The sequence below is a fragment of the Amycolatopsis sp. NPDC089917 genome (genome assembly GCF_040684635.1).
Classification (GTDB): Bacteria; Actinomycetota; Actinomycetes; order Mycobacteriales; family Pseudonocardiaceae; genus Amycolatopsis.
Window position 1 is genome coordinate 141,169 of sequence record NZ_JBFBGL010000002.1, and the last position, 15,847, is coordinate 157,015.

Here is a 15,847-nt window from a genome sequence, read left to right on the forward strand (position 1 = left end):
AAAGGGTTCATGGTGATCAGTAGTACGAGAAAGACACGGAGAGGCACGGTGGCCGTCGTCGCCGGCGCGTTCCTGGCTTCGGGCCTGGTGCTGGCTCCCGCCGCGGGTGCGGCACCCGCGGTCAAGGCCGACCCGGACACCGCCGCGCTCGCCGGTGCGCTGACCAAACAGGCCGTGGCCTGGGGCGAGTGCTCGTTCCCCTCGGTCGCGCCGGCGACGGAAGCCGAACTGAAGAAGGTCAAGGGGCTCGCCTGCGCCACCGTCCAGGTGCCGCGCGACTGGCACAACCCGCAGGACGGCAACACCATCGGCGTCCGCGTCTCCAAGACCGCGACCGCCTACCCCGGCACCGGCAGGCAGGGCATCGCGCTGGTCAACCCGGGCGGGCCCGGCGGCGAGGGCCTGCCGTGGGGCGCCGCGATGGCGATGCGCAGCCCCGTGCTGGCCTCGCAATACGACTTCGTCGGCTTCGATCCCCGCGGCGTCGGCCAGAGCACCCCGCTGACCTGCAGCTACACCGTTCCGGACAGCACGGATCAGAACGTGATCAGCCGGGCGAAGGTCGAGGGCTGCCTGAAGAACCCGCTGACGAAGTACATCACCACCGAGCAGACCGCGTACGACATGGACTTCATCCGGGTGCTGCTCGGCGAGAAGAAGACCAGCTACATCGGCTACTCGTACGGCACGTGGCTCGGCACCTGGTACGCGACCACGTTCCCGGGCAAGGCGCACCGGTTCCTGCTCGACTCGTCGACCGACGCGAGCCGCTCGACGCTGGAGAAGACCTGGGACCTGCAACCCCGCAGCCGTGACCGCCAGTTCCAGGAGGCGCTGCTGCCCTACGTCGCGCGCAACGACGCCAAGTACAAGGCGGGCACCGACCCGCTCGAGATCCGCCGCAACTGGGAGAAGGCGGGTGGCACCCGGGAGTTCGCGGGCATGCTCTACGCCGCCTGGTTCATCATCCCGGCGATGTACGACACCACGCAGTACCCGTCGGCGGCCTCCATGGTGGCCGCGCTGGCGAAGGGACCGGCGCCCACCGGGACCGACGCGGAGAAGCTCGAACAGGTCGTCGCCAAGGCCCTGACCACCCCCGGCCTGACCGACGCGAACAAGGCGTTCCTGACCAAGGCCAAGGGCAACGCGCTGGAGGCCATCGCGAAGAAGGACTCGGTGGAACGCAAGGCTTCCTACCAGGGCGGCGCCGAGGTCGAGACCTGGGACGCGGCGTTCGAGGCGATCCGCTGCCAGGACGGCCAGTGGAACCAGAACCTGCACTACTGGACCTACTGGCAGGCCGACCTGACCGTGAACGCGCCGTTCATCGCGCCGATCATGGCCCAGTCGGGCGCGCCGCTGTGCGCGTTCTGGCCGACCACCAACGCCAAGCCGGCACCGGACGCGAAGACCTTCCCGAAGCTGCTGATCGCGCAGACCGAACTCGACGCGGCGACGCCGTACGAGGGCGCGCTCGCCACCGCGAACGGCCTGCCGGGCGCCAAGATGATCAGCGTCGACAACGAAGGCAGCCACGGGATCTTCCCGTACAACACCGACTGCGTCGACGACCCGATCGTCGCCTACTTCCAGACCGGTCTCACGCCGAAGAAGAAGTTCACCGGTTGCCAGGGCCTGCCCCTGCCGGGTGAGGACAAGACGGTCGAGGTCGGCGGAAACCTCGGGCACGACGGGAAGATCAAGATCAAGATGATCACGCCCCAGGTCCGCAAGGCGAACGAGATCGTCCGCGAGCTACTCGAAGGCACCGCCACGCCGCAGGCCGACGAGAAGGGGATGCCCGCCAACGCGTAGTCCCCGACGGCGTTGGAACAGAGGCTCCCGCGAGCCGATCCGGTTCGCGGGAGCCTCTTCGGCGTGCCTCCGCCGGGATCTGTGACGCTTTCGTTATCGGTTCAGGCGCACGATCCCGCCGCTTTCCCCCTCAAGACCACTGAGTGGAAACAGCGGTACCACGGCGCCTGACATCGATGTCAGCCGTCCAGCCCTGGGGTGGGGGAGGAGAGACGTCATGCTCGCCGAGTCGCGAGGCCTGTCGATGGAGGCCGAGCAGCTGTATCGGGCCCTGCTGGACGGGCGCCCGACCACGCCCGGCGCGGAGCTGGCCGAACTGGAGCGGTTCGGCCTGGTCCGGTCCGGCACGTCCGGAGTCGAGGTGTGCCCGCCGCGTGCGGCGCTGTCGGCGTTCGCCGCGCAGCACGAAGCCGCGGCCGTCCGCGCGCGGGAGGCGGCCGAAGTGCTCGGCGCCGCCTACTCCCTGCGGACCGGCCGGGACGCGGACTTCGTCGAGGTCCTGCGCAGCCGGGACGAGGTGATCGCCACGTTCGAGGCGATGCAGACGCAGGCGGGCGTGGACATCGTCGCGCTGGACCCCGGGTCGTACATGAGCCCGAAGGCCGAGGTCAGCACGGTGCAGCCGGGTTCGATGGCACGCGGCATCGCCTACCGCGTCGTCTACGACTCGTCCGTGCTCCAGGACGACGACGGGTTCGATCAGGTGCAGTCGAGCATCGCCCTCGGCGAGCAGGCCAGGGTGTTCCCCAGACTGCCGTTGAAGCTGGTGATCGCCGACAGCAAGCGCGCGCTGATCGCCGTCCCGAACTCCGACGCCGGCGACGTGCTGGCGCTGCTGATCCACCCGTCGATGCTGCTGAGCGCGTTGATCGAGCTGTTCGAATCCTTCTGGCGCATGGCGGTGCCGGTGCGGGCGGGCGGCCCGGACGACGCGGAGGCGGCACAGGAACCGACCGTCGCCACCCGCCGTCTGCTCGCGTTGCTGAGCGGGGGCCTGACCGACGAGGCGATCGCGCGCGAACTCGGCATCAGTGAACGCACGGTGCTCCGGCGGATCAGCCGGTTGCAGCAACTGCTCGGCGCGCAGACCCGGTTCCAGCTGGGCGCGCAGGCGTCGCGTCAGGGCTGGCTCTGATCGGTGAGCCCGCGGGTGAGCCGTGAATAACGATTCGGTTCAGGGCCAAGGGTGTCTTGAGTACCTACCGGCGGGCGGTTTCGTGTGCCTGGAGGGACGACACACGTGACTGGATGGACGACACGTGTGTCCAGACGGACGACTCGCGGCCAACCCGGCCCCGCTCACTGATCGTCCGAAGTGGACTCTTCCGGCGGCCGGGTGCCCAGCAACTGGTGCGCCCGCAAGGCCATCTGAAGTTCGAGACGCTGCGCGGGATCCGCCAGGCGGTCACCGAACAGATCGCTCAGCTGGCTGACCCGGTAGCGCACGGTCTGCGGATGGATCGCGAGCGCCGCCGCGATCTCCGGCGTGCTTCCGTTGTGCTCCAGCCAGGCCAGCAACGTCTCCGCGAGCCGGATCTGCTGTTTCACCGTCAACCCGGCGAACGGCGCGAGCACCTTGTCCGACACCTCGTCGAGCAGGAAACGGTCGAGCAGGAGCCAATGCGTGTCCAGGTGGTCCGAAGTGCGGATCACCGCGCGGTCCTCGATCACGCCCCGGCTCACCAGATCGAGGGTGCGCCGGGCCCACCGCAGCGACTTCGCGGCCTCGGCCGGATGGACCCGGGGGCCGACGGCCGCGCGCCACCCGGGGAGCCTGCCGTCGAGGTCGCGCAGATCCCGGCCCGGATCCGGGGTGAGCAGACAGGGTTCGTTGCCCTCCAGGTCGAGCAGGACGTCGTCGGCGACGCGCGGCGCGGGGATCCGGTGTTGTTCGGCGCGCGGGTCGAGCGCCACGACGCAGACCCTGTCCGGCATCGCCCATTTCGCGGCCTCCGCCATCGTCGCGAGGGTGGCGGGCGACGACGGGGGAGTGGCGAGCAGCAGTTCCAGCAGCCGTCTTCGCCGCCTTTCCAGGGTGCCGGTCGCGGTCGCCTGCGCGAGCGTGTAGCCCTCCACCGAATGCGACGAGATCTCGTCCACGTAAGCGAAGATCGCCTCCGCGCCGATGCAGAGGACCGCCGGGGGAAGGCGATGCGCTTGCCCGAACTTCGCCACATAACGCAGTGCCGCGCGGCCGCCCGCGCGATAGGCGGCCTGCAGCGTGTTCAGGCTTCCGCCGTCGCGATGCACCCGCTTGCCGACCTCGACGAACAGCCGCACCCAGTCGTCCGGGGGCGCGCCGAGATCGCCGATGCTGTCGATGCAGCTGACCACCGCTTGTTCGATGGCGCGCACGATGACCTTGCCGAACTCGCCCTCCAGCGGCTTCCCGTACTCGGGGACCGCCTGCTGGATCTCTTCCAGGATCCGCCGTGCGAGCGGGTCAGCGTGCGGCCGGAAGCGCCGCGCCACCTCGTCGGGCAGCGAACACCAGAGCCGCTGGGCGGCCGTTCGGGTCATGGTCACTCCTTGCCGCACGACGACGTACGAGCACGCCATGTACTCACAGGAGTGAGGAATTCGGCAACCGCCGGAAGGGGTTTCTGTCGCGGGTGCGAAGAAGGACGACGGAAATTGTCACGTGAGTGAGAGCGCGGGTTTCGCGAGTGGTAAAGACGGTTCGCATCGTCATCGCCGCTCACGAGGAGAGAAATGCGACCGACGCTGGTCATGATCGCGCTCGGGGCTTTCGTCACCACCCTCGACAACACGATCGTCGCGGCGGGCGCGCCGTCCATCGCCCGTGACCTCGCGCTCGATCTGCCCACGCTGCAGTGGGTGAGCATCGGGTACATGCTCCCGTTCGCCGGGCTCCTGCCGGTCGCGGGCACGCTCGTGGACCGCTGGGGGCAGGCCGCGACCCTGAGGGCCGGGCTGCTCGCGTTCGGCGCCGGAGCGGCCGTCGGCGGGCTCGCCACGACGGCGTGGCTCGTCATTTCCGCGCGGGTGCTGCAAGGCGCCGCGGCCGCGTTCCTGGTCCCGGCCCTGCTCAGCCTGCTCCGCACCAACCTCGACGAGCGAAGACGCGCGGTCGGCGCGACGGTGTGGACCGCGTGCCTCGCGGTCGCGCTGGCGCTCGGCCCGACCCTCGGCGGCGTGCTCAGCGAATACCTGGGCTGGGGTTGGATCTTCTTCGTCAATCTCCCGTTCGTGGCGGCGATGCTGGCGCTGCTGCGCAAGGTCGCCGTCGCGGGTCGCGATCCGGCCGCGGGCAGGCCCGCCGTGCTGTCGATGCTGGTCGTGACCACCGGGATGGTGCTGGTCACCTCCGCCGTGGTGGAGCTGGGCGAGGGCGGCGTGCTGCTGCCCGCGCTGTTCGGGCTCGGGGGAACGGGATCGGCGATCTGGTTCGTGTTCAGGGAAAGACGCGCGCGAGAACGGCTGGTGCCCGGCGAACTGACCGGTCAGCGGGTCTTCCGCGGCGCGCTCATCGTGCAGTTGCTGTGGGGGCTCGGGGTTTCGGGAGTCTTCTTCTTCACCCCGTTGCTGCATCAGGAATCCCTCGGCCTCGGCCCGGCCGCCGCCGGCTTGCCGCTGGTCGTGGTGGCGGGCGCGGTCGTCGCGGCGGCACCGCTGGTGCCGTGGGCCGTGCCGCGATTCGGTCCACATCGGACAGTCGCGGCGGGGCTGGCCGCGGTGGCGGCCGGCCTGCTCGCCGTCGCGGTCGTGAACCACGTTCCGGAAGTCCTTCCGCGGATTCCGGGGCTGGCGCTGATCGGGGCCGGATCGGCCTTGACCACGCCGTTGACCTCGTATGCGCTGGAAATCGTGGCGGAACGGCACGCGGGCACCGCCTCCGGCCTGCTCACCGCGTCCCGGGAACTGTCGAGCGCGCTGGGCGTCGCGCTGATCGGGACCGTGCTGGCCGTGGTGCGCACCGCGCGGATCGACGAAGGCGCCGCGCTCGCGCTGGCGGACGGCTACACGGCGGGTCTGCTGACCGCGGCGGGGTTGCAACTCCTCGGCGCGCTTCTCGCGCTGCGGCTGCTGAACCCCCGTGCGAGGCAAAGTCCGTCCCGAAGTGACAAGCCGGGTGCCCCGTTTCTCACTTCCCGGTGAGCACGGCCGCACCGCCGTGAGCGTTTCACGGTCCTCGCATTGACACTCTTCGCCGATGATCCATACAGTTCCGGGCAGGGAAAAGAACGGTCTCCGGAATGGAATCCGCTTTCGGCAACGGCGCCGTTCCGCATTCACCCGCTCCTGCTCACGTCGTCAAACGAGGGGCCATGGAAACCATTTCGGAAACGGTCGTCGCCGTCCGCGGTCGGGACGACGCACCCACCGGGGAGTCTTTCGCGACCCTGCTGGAGTACTGGGCGCGGCGGCTCGGCGACGAGGTCGCCGTGACCTACCTCGACCACCGGGCCGGCGCGGACGGCCGGGCGAGCACCCTGTCCTGGCGCGAACTCGACGACCGCGTCGAGGCCCTCGCCACCCGGCTGGTCACCTTCGCCGCCCCGGGCGAGCGGGCGGCGATCCTGACGCGGCAGTCCACCGACTACGTCGTCGCGTTCCTCGGCGCGATCCGGGCCGGGCTGGTCGCGGTCCCGCTGTTCGCCCCGGACCTTCCCGGGCACGCGGGCAGGCTGGCCGCCGTGCTCGGCGACTGCGCGCCGCGGGTCGTGCTCACGACCACCGACGGGATCGACGCCGTCGCCGGCTTTCTCGCCACGACGGCGATCGAGCGGCCCGCCGTGCTCGCCGTCGACATCCCTGCTTCGGTCGCGGCCGGTGAACGTTCCTGGCCGCGACCGGAACCTGACGCGCTGGCGTACCTCCAGTACACGTCCGGTTCCACGCGTTCCCCGGCGGGCGTGATGCTGACCCATCGCAACGCGCTCACCAACGCCCGCCAGGCCTGCGACGCCTACGCGATCGAGACCGGGACGACGTCCACCGTCAGCTGGCTGCCGCTCTTCCACGACATGGGCCTGATCCTCGGCATCGGCGCGCCGATGGCGGCAGGCGCCGCCTCGGTCCTGATGGATCCGCTCGCGTTCCTCGAACGGCCTTCCCGCTGGCTGCGTGCCCTCTCGGCCAGCCCCGGCGCGATCAGCGCCGCGCCCAACTTCGCCTACGCCTACAGCGCTTCCCGCGTGACCGAGGCCGAGAAGAGCTACCTCGAACTGAGCCGGGTCGTCTCGCTGATCAACGGAAGCGAGCCGGTCCTGCCCTCGACCATCGCGAAGTTCCACGACGCCTTCGCGGACTGCGGGCTGCGTCCCGAGGTCCATCGTTCGTCCTACGGGCTGGCCGAAGCCACTGTGCTCGTCTCCGTCACCGAAGCGGGCAAGCCGCCCCGGCAGGTCGCCTTCGACCGTGACCGGCTCGCCGCCGGGCTGGCGATCCCCGCCGCCCCCGGCGCCGTGTCCACCACGCTCGTCTCCTGCGGTTTCCCGGCGGGGCAACGGGTCCGCATCGCCGACCCGGTCACCGGCGCGCTGGTCGAACCGGGCCGGGTGGGGGAGATCCAGGTCAACGGCCCGAACGTCGGCGTGGGGTACTGGGGGCTGCCCAGCGGGTCCGTCGCCGTCTTCGGCCTGCCGCCGATCGATCCGGACTCCGGAGCGGGCTGGCTGGCGACCGGGGATCTCGGCGTGCGCCACGACGGCGAGCTGTTCATGACCGGCAGGCTGAAGGACCTCGTCATCGTCGACGGCCGCAACCATTACCCGCAGGACATCGAACAGACCGTGGAGACCCACCCGGCGGTCCGGCCGCATTCCGCGGCGGCCTTCGCGATCGAGCGTGAAGGCGGCGAAGCGGCGGTCGTGGTGGTGGAACGGGCCAAGGGAGCGGAGGCCGACATCGCCGTGGCGACCGCTGAGATCCGCGGGGCAGTGTCGACCGCGCACGGCCTGCGCCCGCACGACGTCGTCTTCCTCGCCCCGGGAGCGGTTCCGCGTACCTCCAGCGGCAAGATCAGCCGGGCACTGTGCCGGAAGTCCTATGTGGATGGTGTGCTGACCGCGCGGCGGCTCGGATGACCGCGGGGGTCCGGGCCTGGCTCCTCGCGTGGGTGGAGGACCGGACCGGGTCGCCCGCCGACCCGGACAGGCCACTGCACGAGAGCGGGCTTTCGTCGCGGGAGTCGATGGAACTGGCGGCGGATCTCGGCCGGTACCTCGGCCGCCCGCTGGCGCCGACCCTGGTGTGGGAGCACCCGACGATCGCCGCGCTCGCCGAGTATCTGTCCACAGTGGAGCAGGCCACGGTCGCTGCCGGTGAGGGCCGGGAAGAGGAACCGATCGCGATCGTCGGTCTCGGCTGCCGCCTGCCCGGCGGCACCGAGTCCGCGGAGCGGTACTGGCGCTTCCTGGACCTCGGCGGCGACGGCATCCGCGACGTCCCCGAAGGTCGCTGGGAAGGGTTCGAGGAAGGCTTCGGCCGGGGTGGCTTCCTCGACGACATCGCCGGTTTCGACGCCGAGTTCTTCGGCATCGTGCCGGGCGAGGCCGAAGCGATGGATCCCCAGCAGCGGATGCTGCTCGAAGTCACCTGGGCGGCGCTGGAACACGCCGGGATCCCGCCGTCCACCCTCCGGGGAAGCCGCACCGGGGTGTTCGTCGGGCTCTCGGCGGGCGAATACGGCCACCTGACGATGACCGATCCCGCCGCCGTCGACGTCTGGTCCGCCACCGGGGCCGCGACGAGTATCGCCGCGAACCGGCTCTCGTACCTCTTCGACCTGCGCGGACCCAGTCTCACCGTCGACACGGCCTGCTCGTCTTCGCTGGTGGCGGTGCATCAGGCGGTGCAGAGCCTGCGGCGCGGCGAATGCGCGACGGCGCTCGTCGCCGGCGTGAACCTGCTGCTCACCCCCGCCGTCACCGCGACCTTCCACCGGGCCGGGGTGCTGGCCCCGGACGGTCACTGCAAACCGTTCGACGCGGCCGCGGACGGGATCGCCCGTGGCGAGGGCTGCGGCGTGGTCGTGCTCAAACCGCTGAAGGCCGCCCGCCAGGCGGGGGACCGGGTGCTCGCGGTGATCCGCGGCAGCGCGGTGAACTCCGACGGCCGGTCCAACGGTCTCGTCGCGCCCAGTCCCGGCGCACAGGCCGCTCTGTTGCGGGACGCGTACGCGGCGGCCGGTGTCGAACCGTCCTCCGTGGACTACGTTGAGGCGCACGGGACCGGCACCGCGCTGGGCGATCCCATCGAGGCCGGCGCGCTCGGCGAGGTGCTCGGAGCCGGACGCGAAGCCGGCCGCCCGCTCCTGATCGGCTCGGTCAAGGGGAACCTGGGGCATCTCGAAGGCGCGGCGGGGATCGCCGGGCTGATCAAGGTCGTCCTCGCCATGGTCCACCGGCGGCTGCCGCCGACCCCGCACTACCGGGAACCCAGTCCGCGCATCGACTTCGCCGGTCTCGGCCTCCGTGTCGTGGGCACCGGGGCGGACTGGCCGCGGTACTCCGGCGTCGCGCGCGCCGGGATCTCCGCGTTCGGCTTCGGCGGCACCAACGCCCACGTCGTCCTCGAAGAGTGGCCCGCCGCGTCGTTCCCCGCTCGCGGAAAAGAAACCGAAGGTCCACAGGTGATCGCGTTGTCCGCTCGGTCGCCCGAGGTGCTCCGGGCGCGGGCCGCCGACCTCGCGGACTGGCTCGAAGACCACCGCGGGGTACCGCTGGACGCCGTCGCCGCGACGCTCGCGCGGGGCCGGGATCACCTGTCGTTCCGTGGCGCGGTGATCGGCGAGGAACACGGCCGGATCGCCGCCGCGTTGCGCGAGATGACCGCCGTGGAGACCGGGCCCGTGCCCGACCTCGTGTTCGTCTTCTCCGGCTACGGCTCCCAGTGGCCCGGCATGGGCCGCCTGCTGCTGCGCACCGAGCCCGCGTTCCGTGCCGAGGTGGAGGCCCTCGATCCGGTGTTCCGCGCGGAAGCCGGGTTCTCCCTGCGGGAGGTGTTCTCCGGCGAGCGTGACCTGCCGGATCTCGGCGCGACGCAGCTCGCGCTGTTCGGCATGCAACTCGCCCTCGCCGGGCTCTGGCGCGCGCACGGCGTCGTCCCGGACGCGGTGCTCGGGCATTCGATGGGCGAGGTCGCGGCCGCCGTCGTCGCGGGGGCGCTGGACGTCGCCGACGGCCTGCTCGTGATGAGCACGCGGGCCCGGCTGCTCGCCGAGGTCGACGCGAGCGGCGACGGCGCGATGGCGGTGGTCGAACTGTCCCCGGCCGAACTGGCCGATCTGGAGACGGAATTCCCCGGCATCACCGTCGCGGTCTACGCCTCGCCGGTCCAATGCACCGTCAGCGGCGACGCCGGCCAGGTCGAAGCGCTGGTGTCGCACGTCGAAAGCCTCGGCAGGCTCGCGAGACGGCTGCCGGTCGGGGGAGCCGGGCATTCGGAGGCCGTCGACGCCGTCCTCGACCGGTTCCGCGCCGAGCTCGACGGACTGGCCCCGCGGCAGGCCGAGATCCCTTGCTACAGCAGCGTTCTCGACGATCCCGAGTGGGCGCCGGCGTTCGACGTCGAGTACTGGGCGGCGAACCTGCGCCGCCCGGTGCGGTTCAGCCAGGCGCTGGCGGCGGCGACCGCCGACGGATACGGAGTGTTCGTCGAGCTCTCCCCGCATCCGGTGGCGCTCGCCGCGATCGAGCAGAGCACCGGGGCGCTCGCGCTGCCGTCCGCGAGCCGCAAGGTCGACGAACGGATCGCGTTCCTGACCACGCTCGCCCGGCTGCACACCCTCGGCGTGCCCGGGGTGCTCGATGCCCGAGGTCCGCGCCCGGTCCCCGTCGAGCTGCCCGGCCCGCGCTGGCGCCACGTCCGGTTCTGGCCGAAACGCCCGGCCGCCCGGCCGGGCCCCGTCGATGCGCATCCGTTGCTGGGCGTCCACATCGAACAGCCGACCGGCGAGGGACACCTGTGGCACGCGGACGTCGGGACGGAGGCGCTGCCCTGGCTGGCCGATCACGCCGCGATGGGGGTCCCGTTGTTCCCCGCCGCCGGGTTCCTCGAACTGGCGCTCGCGGCGGCCAAGGCGGTCCTGCGGCCCGGTGGGCAACTGCGCGTCGGCGGGCTCGAACTGCACCGCGTGCTGCCGCTCGCCGCGCACACCGAGGTGACGACCAGCTTGAGCACCGGACCGTTCGAAGTGGACGTCTACGCGCGGTCCGCGGACGGCGGCTGGATCCGGCACGCCACCGCCCGTGTCCGCGACGGGGAGACGTCGGTGGTGCCGTTCGGCGCCGTCACCGGGGACGCGCGACCGATCGATCTCTACCAGCTGCTGGCCGGGATGGGGCAGAGCTACGGTCCCGCCTTCCGCGGGCTGGGCGAAGTCGTGGCGGTGCCGGGTCGCGCTTCGGCGTCGATCACCCTGCCCGCCGACCACCCGGCTTACGTCCTGCACCCGGTGATCGCCGACGCCTGCCTGCACGCGCTGGCCGCGGCCGCCGGGGACGCGCTGCGCGAAGCCGACGGCGCCTTCCTGCCGCTGACCTTGGGCGAAGTCGTCGTCGCCGGTGATCCGCGGCGCGGCGTCCGGGTCGACGCCGTCCTCGACTCGCTCGATCCGGCCGGTGACGGACTGGTCGGCGGCGTCCAGCTGGTCGACGCCGACGACGTCGTCCTGGTCGAGTTCCGTGAGGTCTATTGCCGCCGGTTCCAGCGTTCGGCGCTGCCGGTGCCGATGACGGACCTGCTGTTCGAGACGGTCTGGCGGCAGGCGGACCTGCCCGCGGAGAAGCCTGGCGCGCGTCACTGGATCGTGCTGCACGAGGACGTCCCCTGGCTGACGGCGTTGCGTGACCGGCTCACCGAGTCCGGGGACGAGCTGACGACGGCGCCGCTCGGAGACCGCGCCGCGCTGGCGGATCTCCTGCGCTCCCACGACGTGACGGGCGTCGTCGCGTGCGTCCCGGCCTCGGATCCGATGCGGGCCGCGCGGATGGTCGCCACGCTCTCGGGCGTCGTCGCCGAACTGGCCGATGCGGTGACCGCGCCGCGGTTGTGGCTGGTCAGCGCCGGTGGTTCGGCCATCGAATCCGGCGAGCGCGGTGATCCCGGTCAGGCGTGGCCGCGCGGCTTGGTCCGGGTTCTCGCCTTCGAACACCCGGAGCTGCGGGCGAGCCACGTCGACTTCGACGCCGAGCCGGATCCCGCCCGGTTGTGGATCGGGCGGCTGGTGGCGGAGATCCGCGCGGACGCGCCGGACGACGAGATCGCCTGGCGCGAAGGCGTCCGCTACACGCGGGTGCTGGCCCGGCCGGAACTCGGCGAGCCCGAGCACGGAACCGTGGTGCGCGAGGGCGCGTACGTCATCACCGGTGGTCTGGGCGGCCTCGGCCTGGTCGCGGCGGACTGGCTCGCGAAACGCGGCGCGACCCGGCTGATCCTCTCCGGCCGTCGCGGCGCGGGCCCCGAACTCGAACCGCAGCTGGCGGAGCTGAGTGCCGGCGTCCGGGTGATAGCGGGCGACATCGCCGAGCCGGGAACGGCCGAGGCGCTGGTCGCGGCCGCCACGGAAGGCGGCGTGCCGTTGCGTGGCGTGCTGCACGCGGCCGGTGTCCTGTCCGACGGCGCCGCGGCCGCCGTCGACACCAGCGCGGCCGAAGCCGTCTGGCGCGCGAAAGCTCTCGGAGCGTGGCGGTTGCACGAGGCGACCGCCGGACACGACCTCGACTGGTGGCTGACGTACTCGTCGGCGGCCGCGTTGTTCGGATCACCGGGTCAAGCCGCCTACGCCACCGCGAACGCGTGGGTGGACGCGCTCGTCGCGTGGCGCCGGGCCGCCGGGCTCCCCGCGGCCACGATCGGCTGGGGAGCGTGGGGCGAGGCCGGCGCGGCCGTCGGCAACCGCAACCCGGTGCTCGAACCGCTCGGCACCGAGGAGGCACTGGCGGCGATGGACGCCGTGCTGAAGCGGGACCGCGGCGCGACCGGGATCGCCCGCGTCGACGCCGGGACCGTGCTGGCGCTGTTCCCGGGGCTGGCCGCACGGCCGTTCTTCGAGATCCTGGTGCCGAAGGAAGAACCGGGCGCCGGACCGTCCACTTGGGACGGGTTGGACGCACTGCGGGCGGTGTTGCCGGAAGCCGCCCGCGAGATGCTGGCCGACTACCTGGCCGGGCTCGTCGCCGGGATGCTCGGCCTCGCCGCGGACGGGATCGACAGGCATACGCCGCTCACCCGGCTCGGCCTGGACTCGCTCACCGCCCTGCGCGCCAAAGGCGTCGTGGAACGCGATTTCGGCCTCCCGCTGCCGATTCCGCTGCTGTTGCGCGGCGCCAGCCTCGCCGAACTCGCCGACCATCTCGCCGACCAGGCCGGATTCGGCGAGACAGGCTCGCGGAAACCTGTTCCGGATATCGTGGTCGGCCCCCGCGATCCGGCCGAACGCTGGGTCGCCCGGCAGTGGCAGGCGGAACTGGGCGGCGCCGAACCCGGCGTCCACGACGACTTCTTCGCCGCGGGAGGCGACGCCGACGCGGCCGATCGGCTGCGCGCCGTGTTCGCGAGGGAGCTCGGACCCGTCCCGGAACGGCTCTTCGCGACGCCGACCATCGCCGCGATGGCCGACCTGCTGCGTGACCGGATCGAGGGACGCGGCGGCTGTCCGATCCGGCCGCTGCGCGAAGGCGGCACGGATCCGCTGTTCCTGTTCCATCCGGCGGGCGGCCCGACGAGCGTCTACGACGGACTCGTCCGGCTGCTGCCGGAGAACAGGGCCGTGTACGGACTCGAACGGATCGACGAAGAGGACACCGTCGAGGGCAAGGCCGAGTGCTACCTCGAGCTGATCCGGGAGATCCAGCCCCAGGGCCCGTACCGGCTGGGCGGCTGGTCGTTCGGTGGTTGCCTCGCCTACGAGACGGCCCGGCGGCTGACGGCGGCGGGTGAACGGGTCGACCTCGTGGTCATGATCGACAGCATCCTGCCGTTGCCCGCGCCCGGGATCCCGGCGCACGAGATCCTGCTGGACCGGTTCGCCCGGTTCGCCGAGCACGTCGAAGAGACCTACGGTGTCCCGCTGGAGATCCCGCGCGAGGACCTCGTCCGGCTCGACGACGACGCCCAGATCCGGCTCGTGATCGGTGAGCTCGCCGCGCGAGTGCCCGGAATGGGCCAGGGCGTACTGCGGCATCAGTACGAGTCCTATGTGGACGCACGGGTGGCCGAACGCTACGCCCCGGAACCCTATGCCGGGCCGGTGCTGCTGCTGCGGGCGCAGGAACCACATCCGCTGACCACCACCCTCGACCCGCGCTACCTGCGCACCGACGACTCCCTCGGCTGGGACGCCTACTGCGCGGACCTGGAGATCGTGCGCGTTCCGGGCGATCACCTGTCGATGATCGATCCGCCGCACGTCGAAGTGGTCGCCGGAGCGGTCGCGGCGCGGCTCGCGGCACCGAGAGCGGCGCGGCCATGACCGACGTCCCGTTCGCGCCGACCACGGCGTTCCGCATCGCCGACCTCGCCGCCCGCCAGGACGAAGCCGTCCGGATCGCCGAGAAGAGAGCCGTCGACCGACAGCACGCCAAGGGCAAACTGACCGCGCGTGAACGCATCGACCTGCTGCTGGACCCGGGTTCCTTCGTCGAACTCGACCAGTTCGCGCGCCACCGGTGCGCCGAGTTCGGGATGGACGCCCACCGGCCCTACGGCGACGGCGTGGTGACCGGGCACGGCACGGTCGACGGCAGGCAGGTCTGCGTCTTCTCGCAGGACTTCACCGTGTTCGGCGGCAGCATGGGCGAGGTCTTCGGCGAGAAGGTCCTCAAGGTGATGGATCTGGCGATGACGCTGGGCTGCCCGGTGGTCGGCATCAACGACTCCGGCGGCGCCCGGATCCAGGAAGGCGTCGTCTCACTGGCCTACTACGCCGAACTCGGGCGGCGCAACGCGCTCGCGTCCGGCGTCATCCCGCAGATCTCGCTGATCATGGGCCCGTGCGCGGGCGGCGCGGTCTACTCGCCCGCGATCACGGACTTCACGGTGATGGTCGACGAGACCGCGCACATGTTCGTCACCGGACCGGACGTCGTGCACGCCGTCAGCGGCGAGCGGGTCTCCGCCCAGCAGCTCGGTGGCGCGGCGGTGAACAGCGAGATCTCCGGGAACGCGCACCACCGGGCCGTCGACGAGGAGGACGCGATCGACTGGGTGCGGACGCTGCTCGGCTACCTGCCGTCCAACAACCTCGACGTCGTCCCGGAGTACGCCGACGAGACCGCGCCCGAACTCACCGCCGCGGACCTCGAACTCGACCGTCTGGTGCCCGATTCGCTGAACCAGGCCTACGACATGACCGAGGTGATCTCGCGCCTCGTCGACGACGGCGAGTTCACCGAGGTGCACAGCGCTTTCGCGCCGAACATGATCTGCGCGTTCGGCCGGGTGCGGGGCCGCACGGTCGGTGTCGTGGCCAACCAGCCGCGGTATCAGGCGGGCGTGATCGACATCGACGCTTCGGAGAAGGCCGCGCGGTTCGTGCGGTTCTGCGACGCGTTCGGCATCCCGATCCTCACCCTCGCCGACGTCCCCGGCTATCTGCCCGGGGAGGCGCAGGAACGGCACGGGATCATCCGGCGCGGGGCGAAACTGATCTACGCCTACGCTGAGGCGACCGTCCCGAAGGTGACCGTCGTGATCCGCAAGGCCTACGGCGGCGGGTACGCGGTGATGGGGTCGAAGCATCTCGGCGCCGACGTCAACATGGCCTGGCCGACCGCGGAGATCGCGGTCATGGGCGCGGAGGGCGCGGTGCGGGTGCTGCACCGGCGTGAACTCGCCGAGTTGCCGCCGGAACAGCGGTCGGCCGAACGGCGACGGCTCACCGAGGCGTACCGCGAACGGCATTCGAACCCTTACCTGGCGGCGGAACGCGGCTACGTCGATCAGGTCATCGCGCCGTCGCAGACCCGCCTTCAGGTGGCGAGGGCCCTGCGGGCGCTGCGGACCAAACGGCAGACCCTTCCGGCCAAGAAACACGGAAACATCCCTTTGTGAGCGAGGAGAA

Annotated in this window: 7 protein-coding genes; 6 read left to right on the plus strand and 1 reads right to left on the minus strand. The window is 71.5% G+C overall.

Translation table 11 applies throughout. The features are described 5' to 3' along the window. Positions 1-48 precede the first annotated feature (48 nt). Both AB0N89_RS02830 and AB0N89_RS02835 read left to right on the plus strand, forming a co-directional pair. Positions 49-1,818, plus strand: a complete 1,770-nt coding sequence (locus AB0N89_RS02830) for an alpha/beta hydrolase (protein ID WP_364199502.1) — start codon at positions 49-51, stop codon at positions 1,816-1,818. Positions 1,819-2,035: 217 nt separating this feature from the next. Continuing rightward, entirely contained in the window at positions 2,036-2,953 is a 918-nt protein-coding gene (locus AB0N89_RS02835) for a helix-turn-helix transcriptional regulator (protein WP_364199504.1), read from the plus strand. Between the two features lie 164 nt (positions 2,954-3,117). On the opposite strand, the gene AB0N89_RS02840 is transcribed toward AB0N89_RS02835, so the two are convergent. Next, positions 3,118-4,338, minus strand: a complete 1,221-nt coding sequence (locus AB0N89_RS02840; protein WP_364199506.1) for a helix-turn-helix domain-containing protein — start codon at positions 4,336-4,338, stop codon at positions 3,118-3,120. 192 nt (positions 4,339-4,530) lie between these two features. Between AB0N89_RS02840 and AB0N89_RS02845 the strand changes: the two genes are divergently transcribed. The 4 genes from AB0N89_RS02845 to AB0N89_RS02860 all read left to right on the plus strand — a co-directional run bounded on the left by AB0N89_RS02845 (position 4,531) and on the right by AB0N89_RS02860 (position 15,837). After that, on the plus strand, positions 4,531-5,937 hold the full coding sequence (locus AB0N89_RS02845; protein WP_364199507.1) for an MFS transporter: 1,407 nt from the start codon (positions 4,531-4,533) through the stop codon (positions 5,935-5,937). A gap of 170 nt (positions 5,938-6,107) precedes the next feature. Then, a complete protein-coding gene (locus tag AB0N89_RS02850) occupies positions 6,108-7,868 on the plus strand; it encodes a fatty acyl-AMP ligase (protein WP_364199509.1) in 1,761 nt (586 codons plus the stop codon). Further along, positions 7,865-14,257 (plus strand): SDR family NAD(P)-dependent oxidoreductase, encoded by a 6,393-nt coding sequence (locus AB0N89_RS02855; RefSeq protein ID WP_364199511.1) that lies wholly within the window; start codon positions 7,865-7,867, stop codon positions 14,255-14,257. Before AB0N89_RS02850 ends, AB0N89_RS02855 begins: the two co-directional genes overlap by 4 nt. Continuing rightward, positions 14,254-15,837 (plus strand): acyl-CoA carboxylase subunit beta, encoded by a 1,584-nt coding sequence (locus tag AB0N89_RS02860; RefSeq protein ID WP_364199513.1) that lies wholly within the window; start codon positions 14,254-14,256, stop codon positions 15,835-15,837. Before AB0N89_RS02855 ends, AB0N89_RS02860 begins: the two co-directional genes overlap by 4 nt. Positions 15,838-15,847: the final 10 nt, after the last annotated feature.

Excerpts from the sequence above, each read along its gene's own strand:
- AB0N89_RS02835 (WP_364199504.1), top strand. The coding sequence starts at position 2,036 with ATGCTCGCCGAGTCGCGAGGCCTGTCGATGGAGGCCGAGCAGCTGTAT.
- AB0N89_RS02845 (WP_364199507.1), top strand. The coding sequence starts at position 4,531 with ATGCGACCGACGCTGGTCATGATCGCGCTCGGGGCTTTCGTCACCACC.
- AB0N89_RS02860 (WP_364199513.1), top strand. The coding sequence starts at position 14,254 with ATGACCGACGTCCCGTTCGCGCCGACCACGGCGTTCCGCATCGCCGAC.
- AB0N89_RS02855 (WP_364199511.1), top strand. The coding sequence starts at position 7,865 with ATGACCGCGGGGGTCCGGGCCTGGCTCCTCGCGTGGGTGGAGGACCGG.
- AB0N89_RS02840 (WP_364199506.1), bottom strand. The coding sequence starts at position 4,338 with ATGACCCGAACGGCCGCCCAGCGGCTCTGGTGTTCGCTGCCCGACGAG.
- AB0N89_RS02850 (WP_364199509.1), top strand. The coding sequence starts at position 6,108 with ATGGAAACCATTTCGGAAACGGTCGTCGCCGTCCGCGGTCGGGACGAC.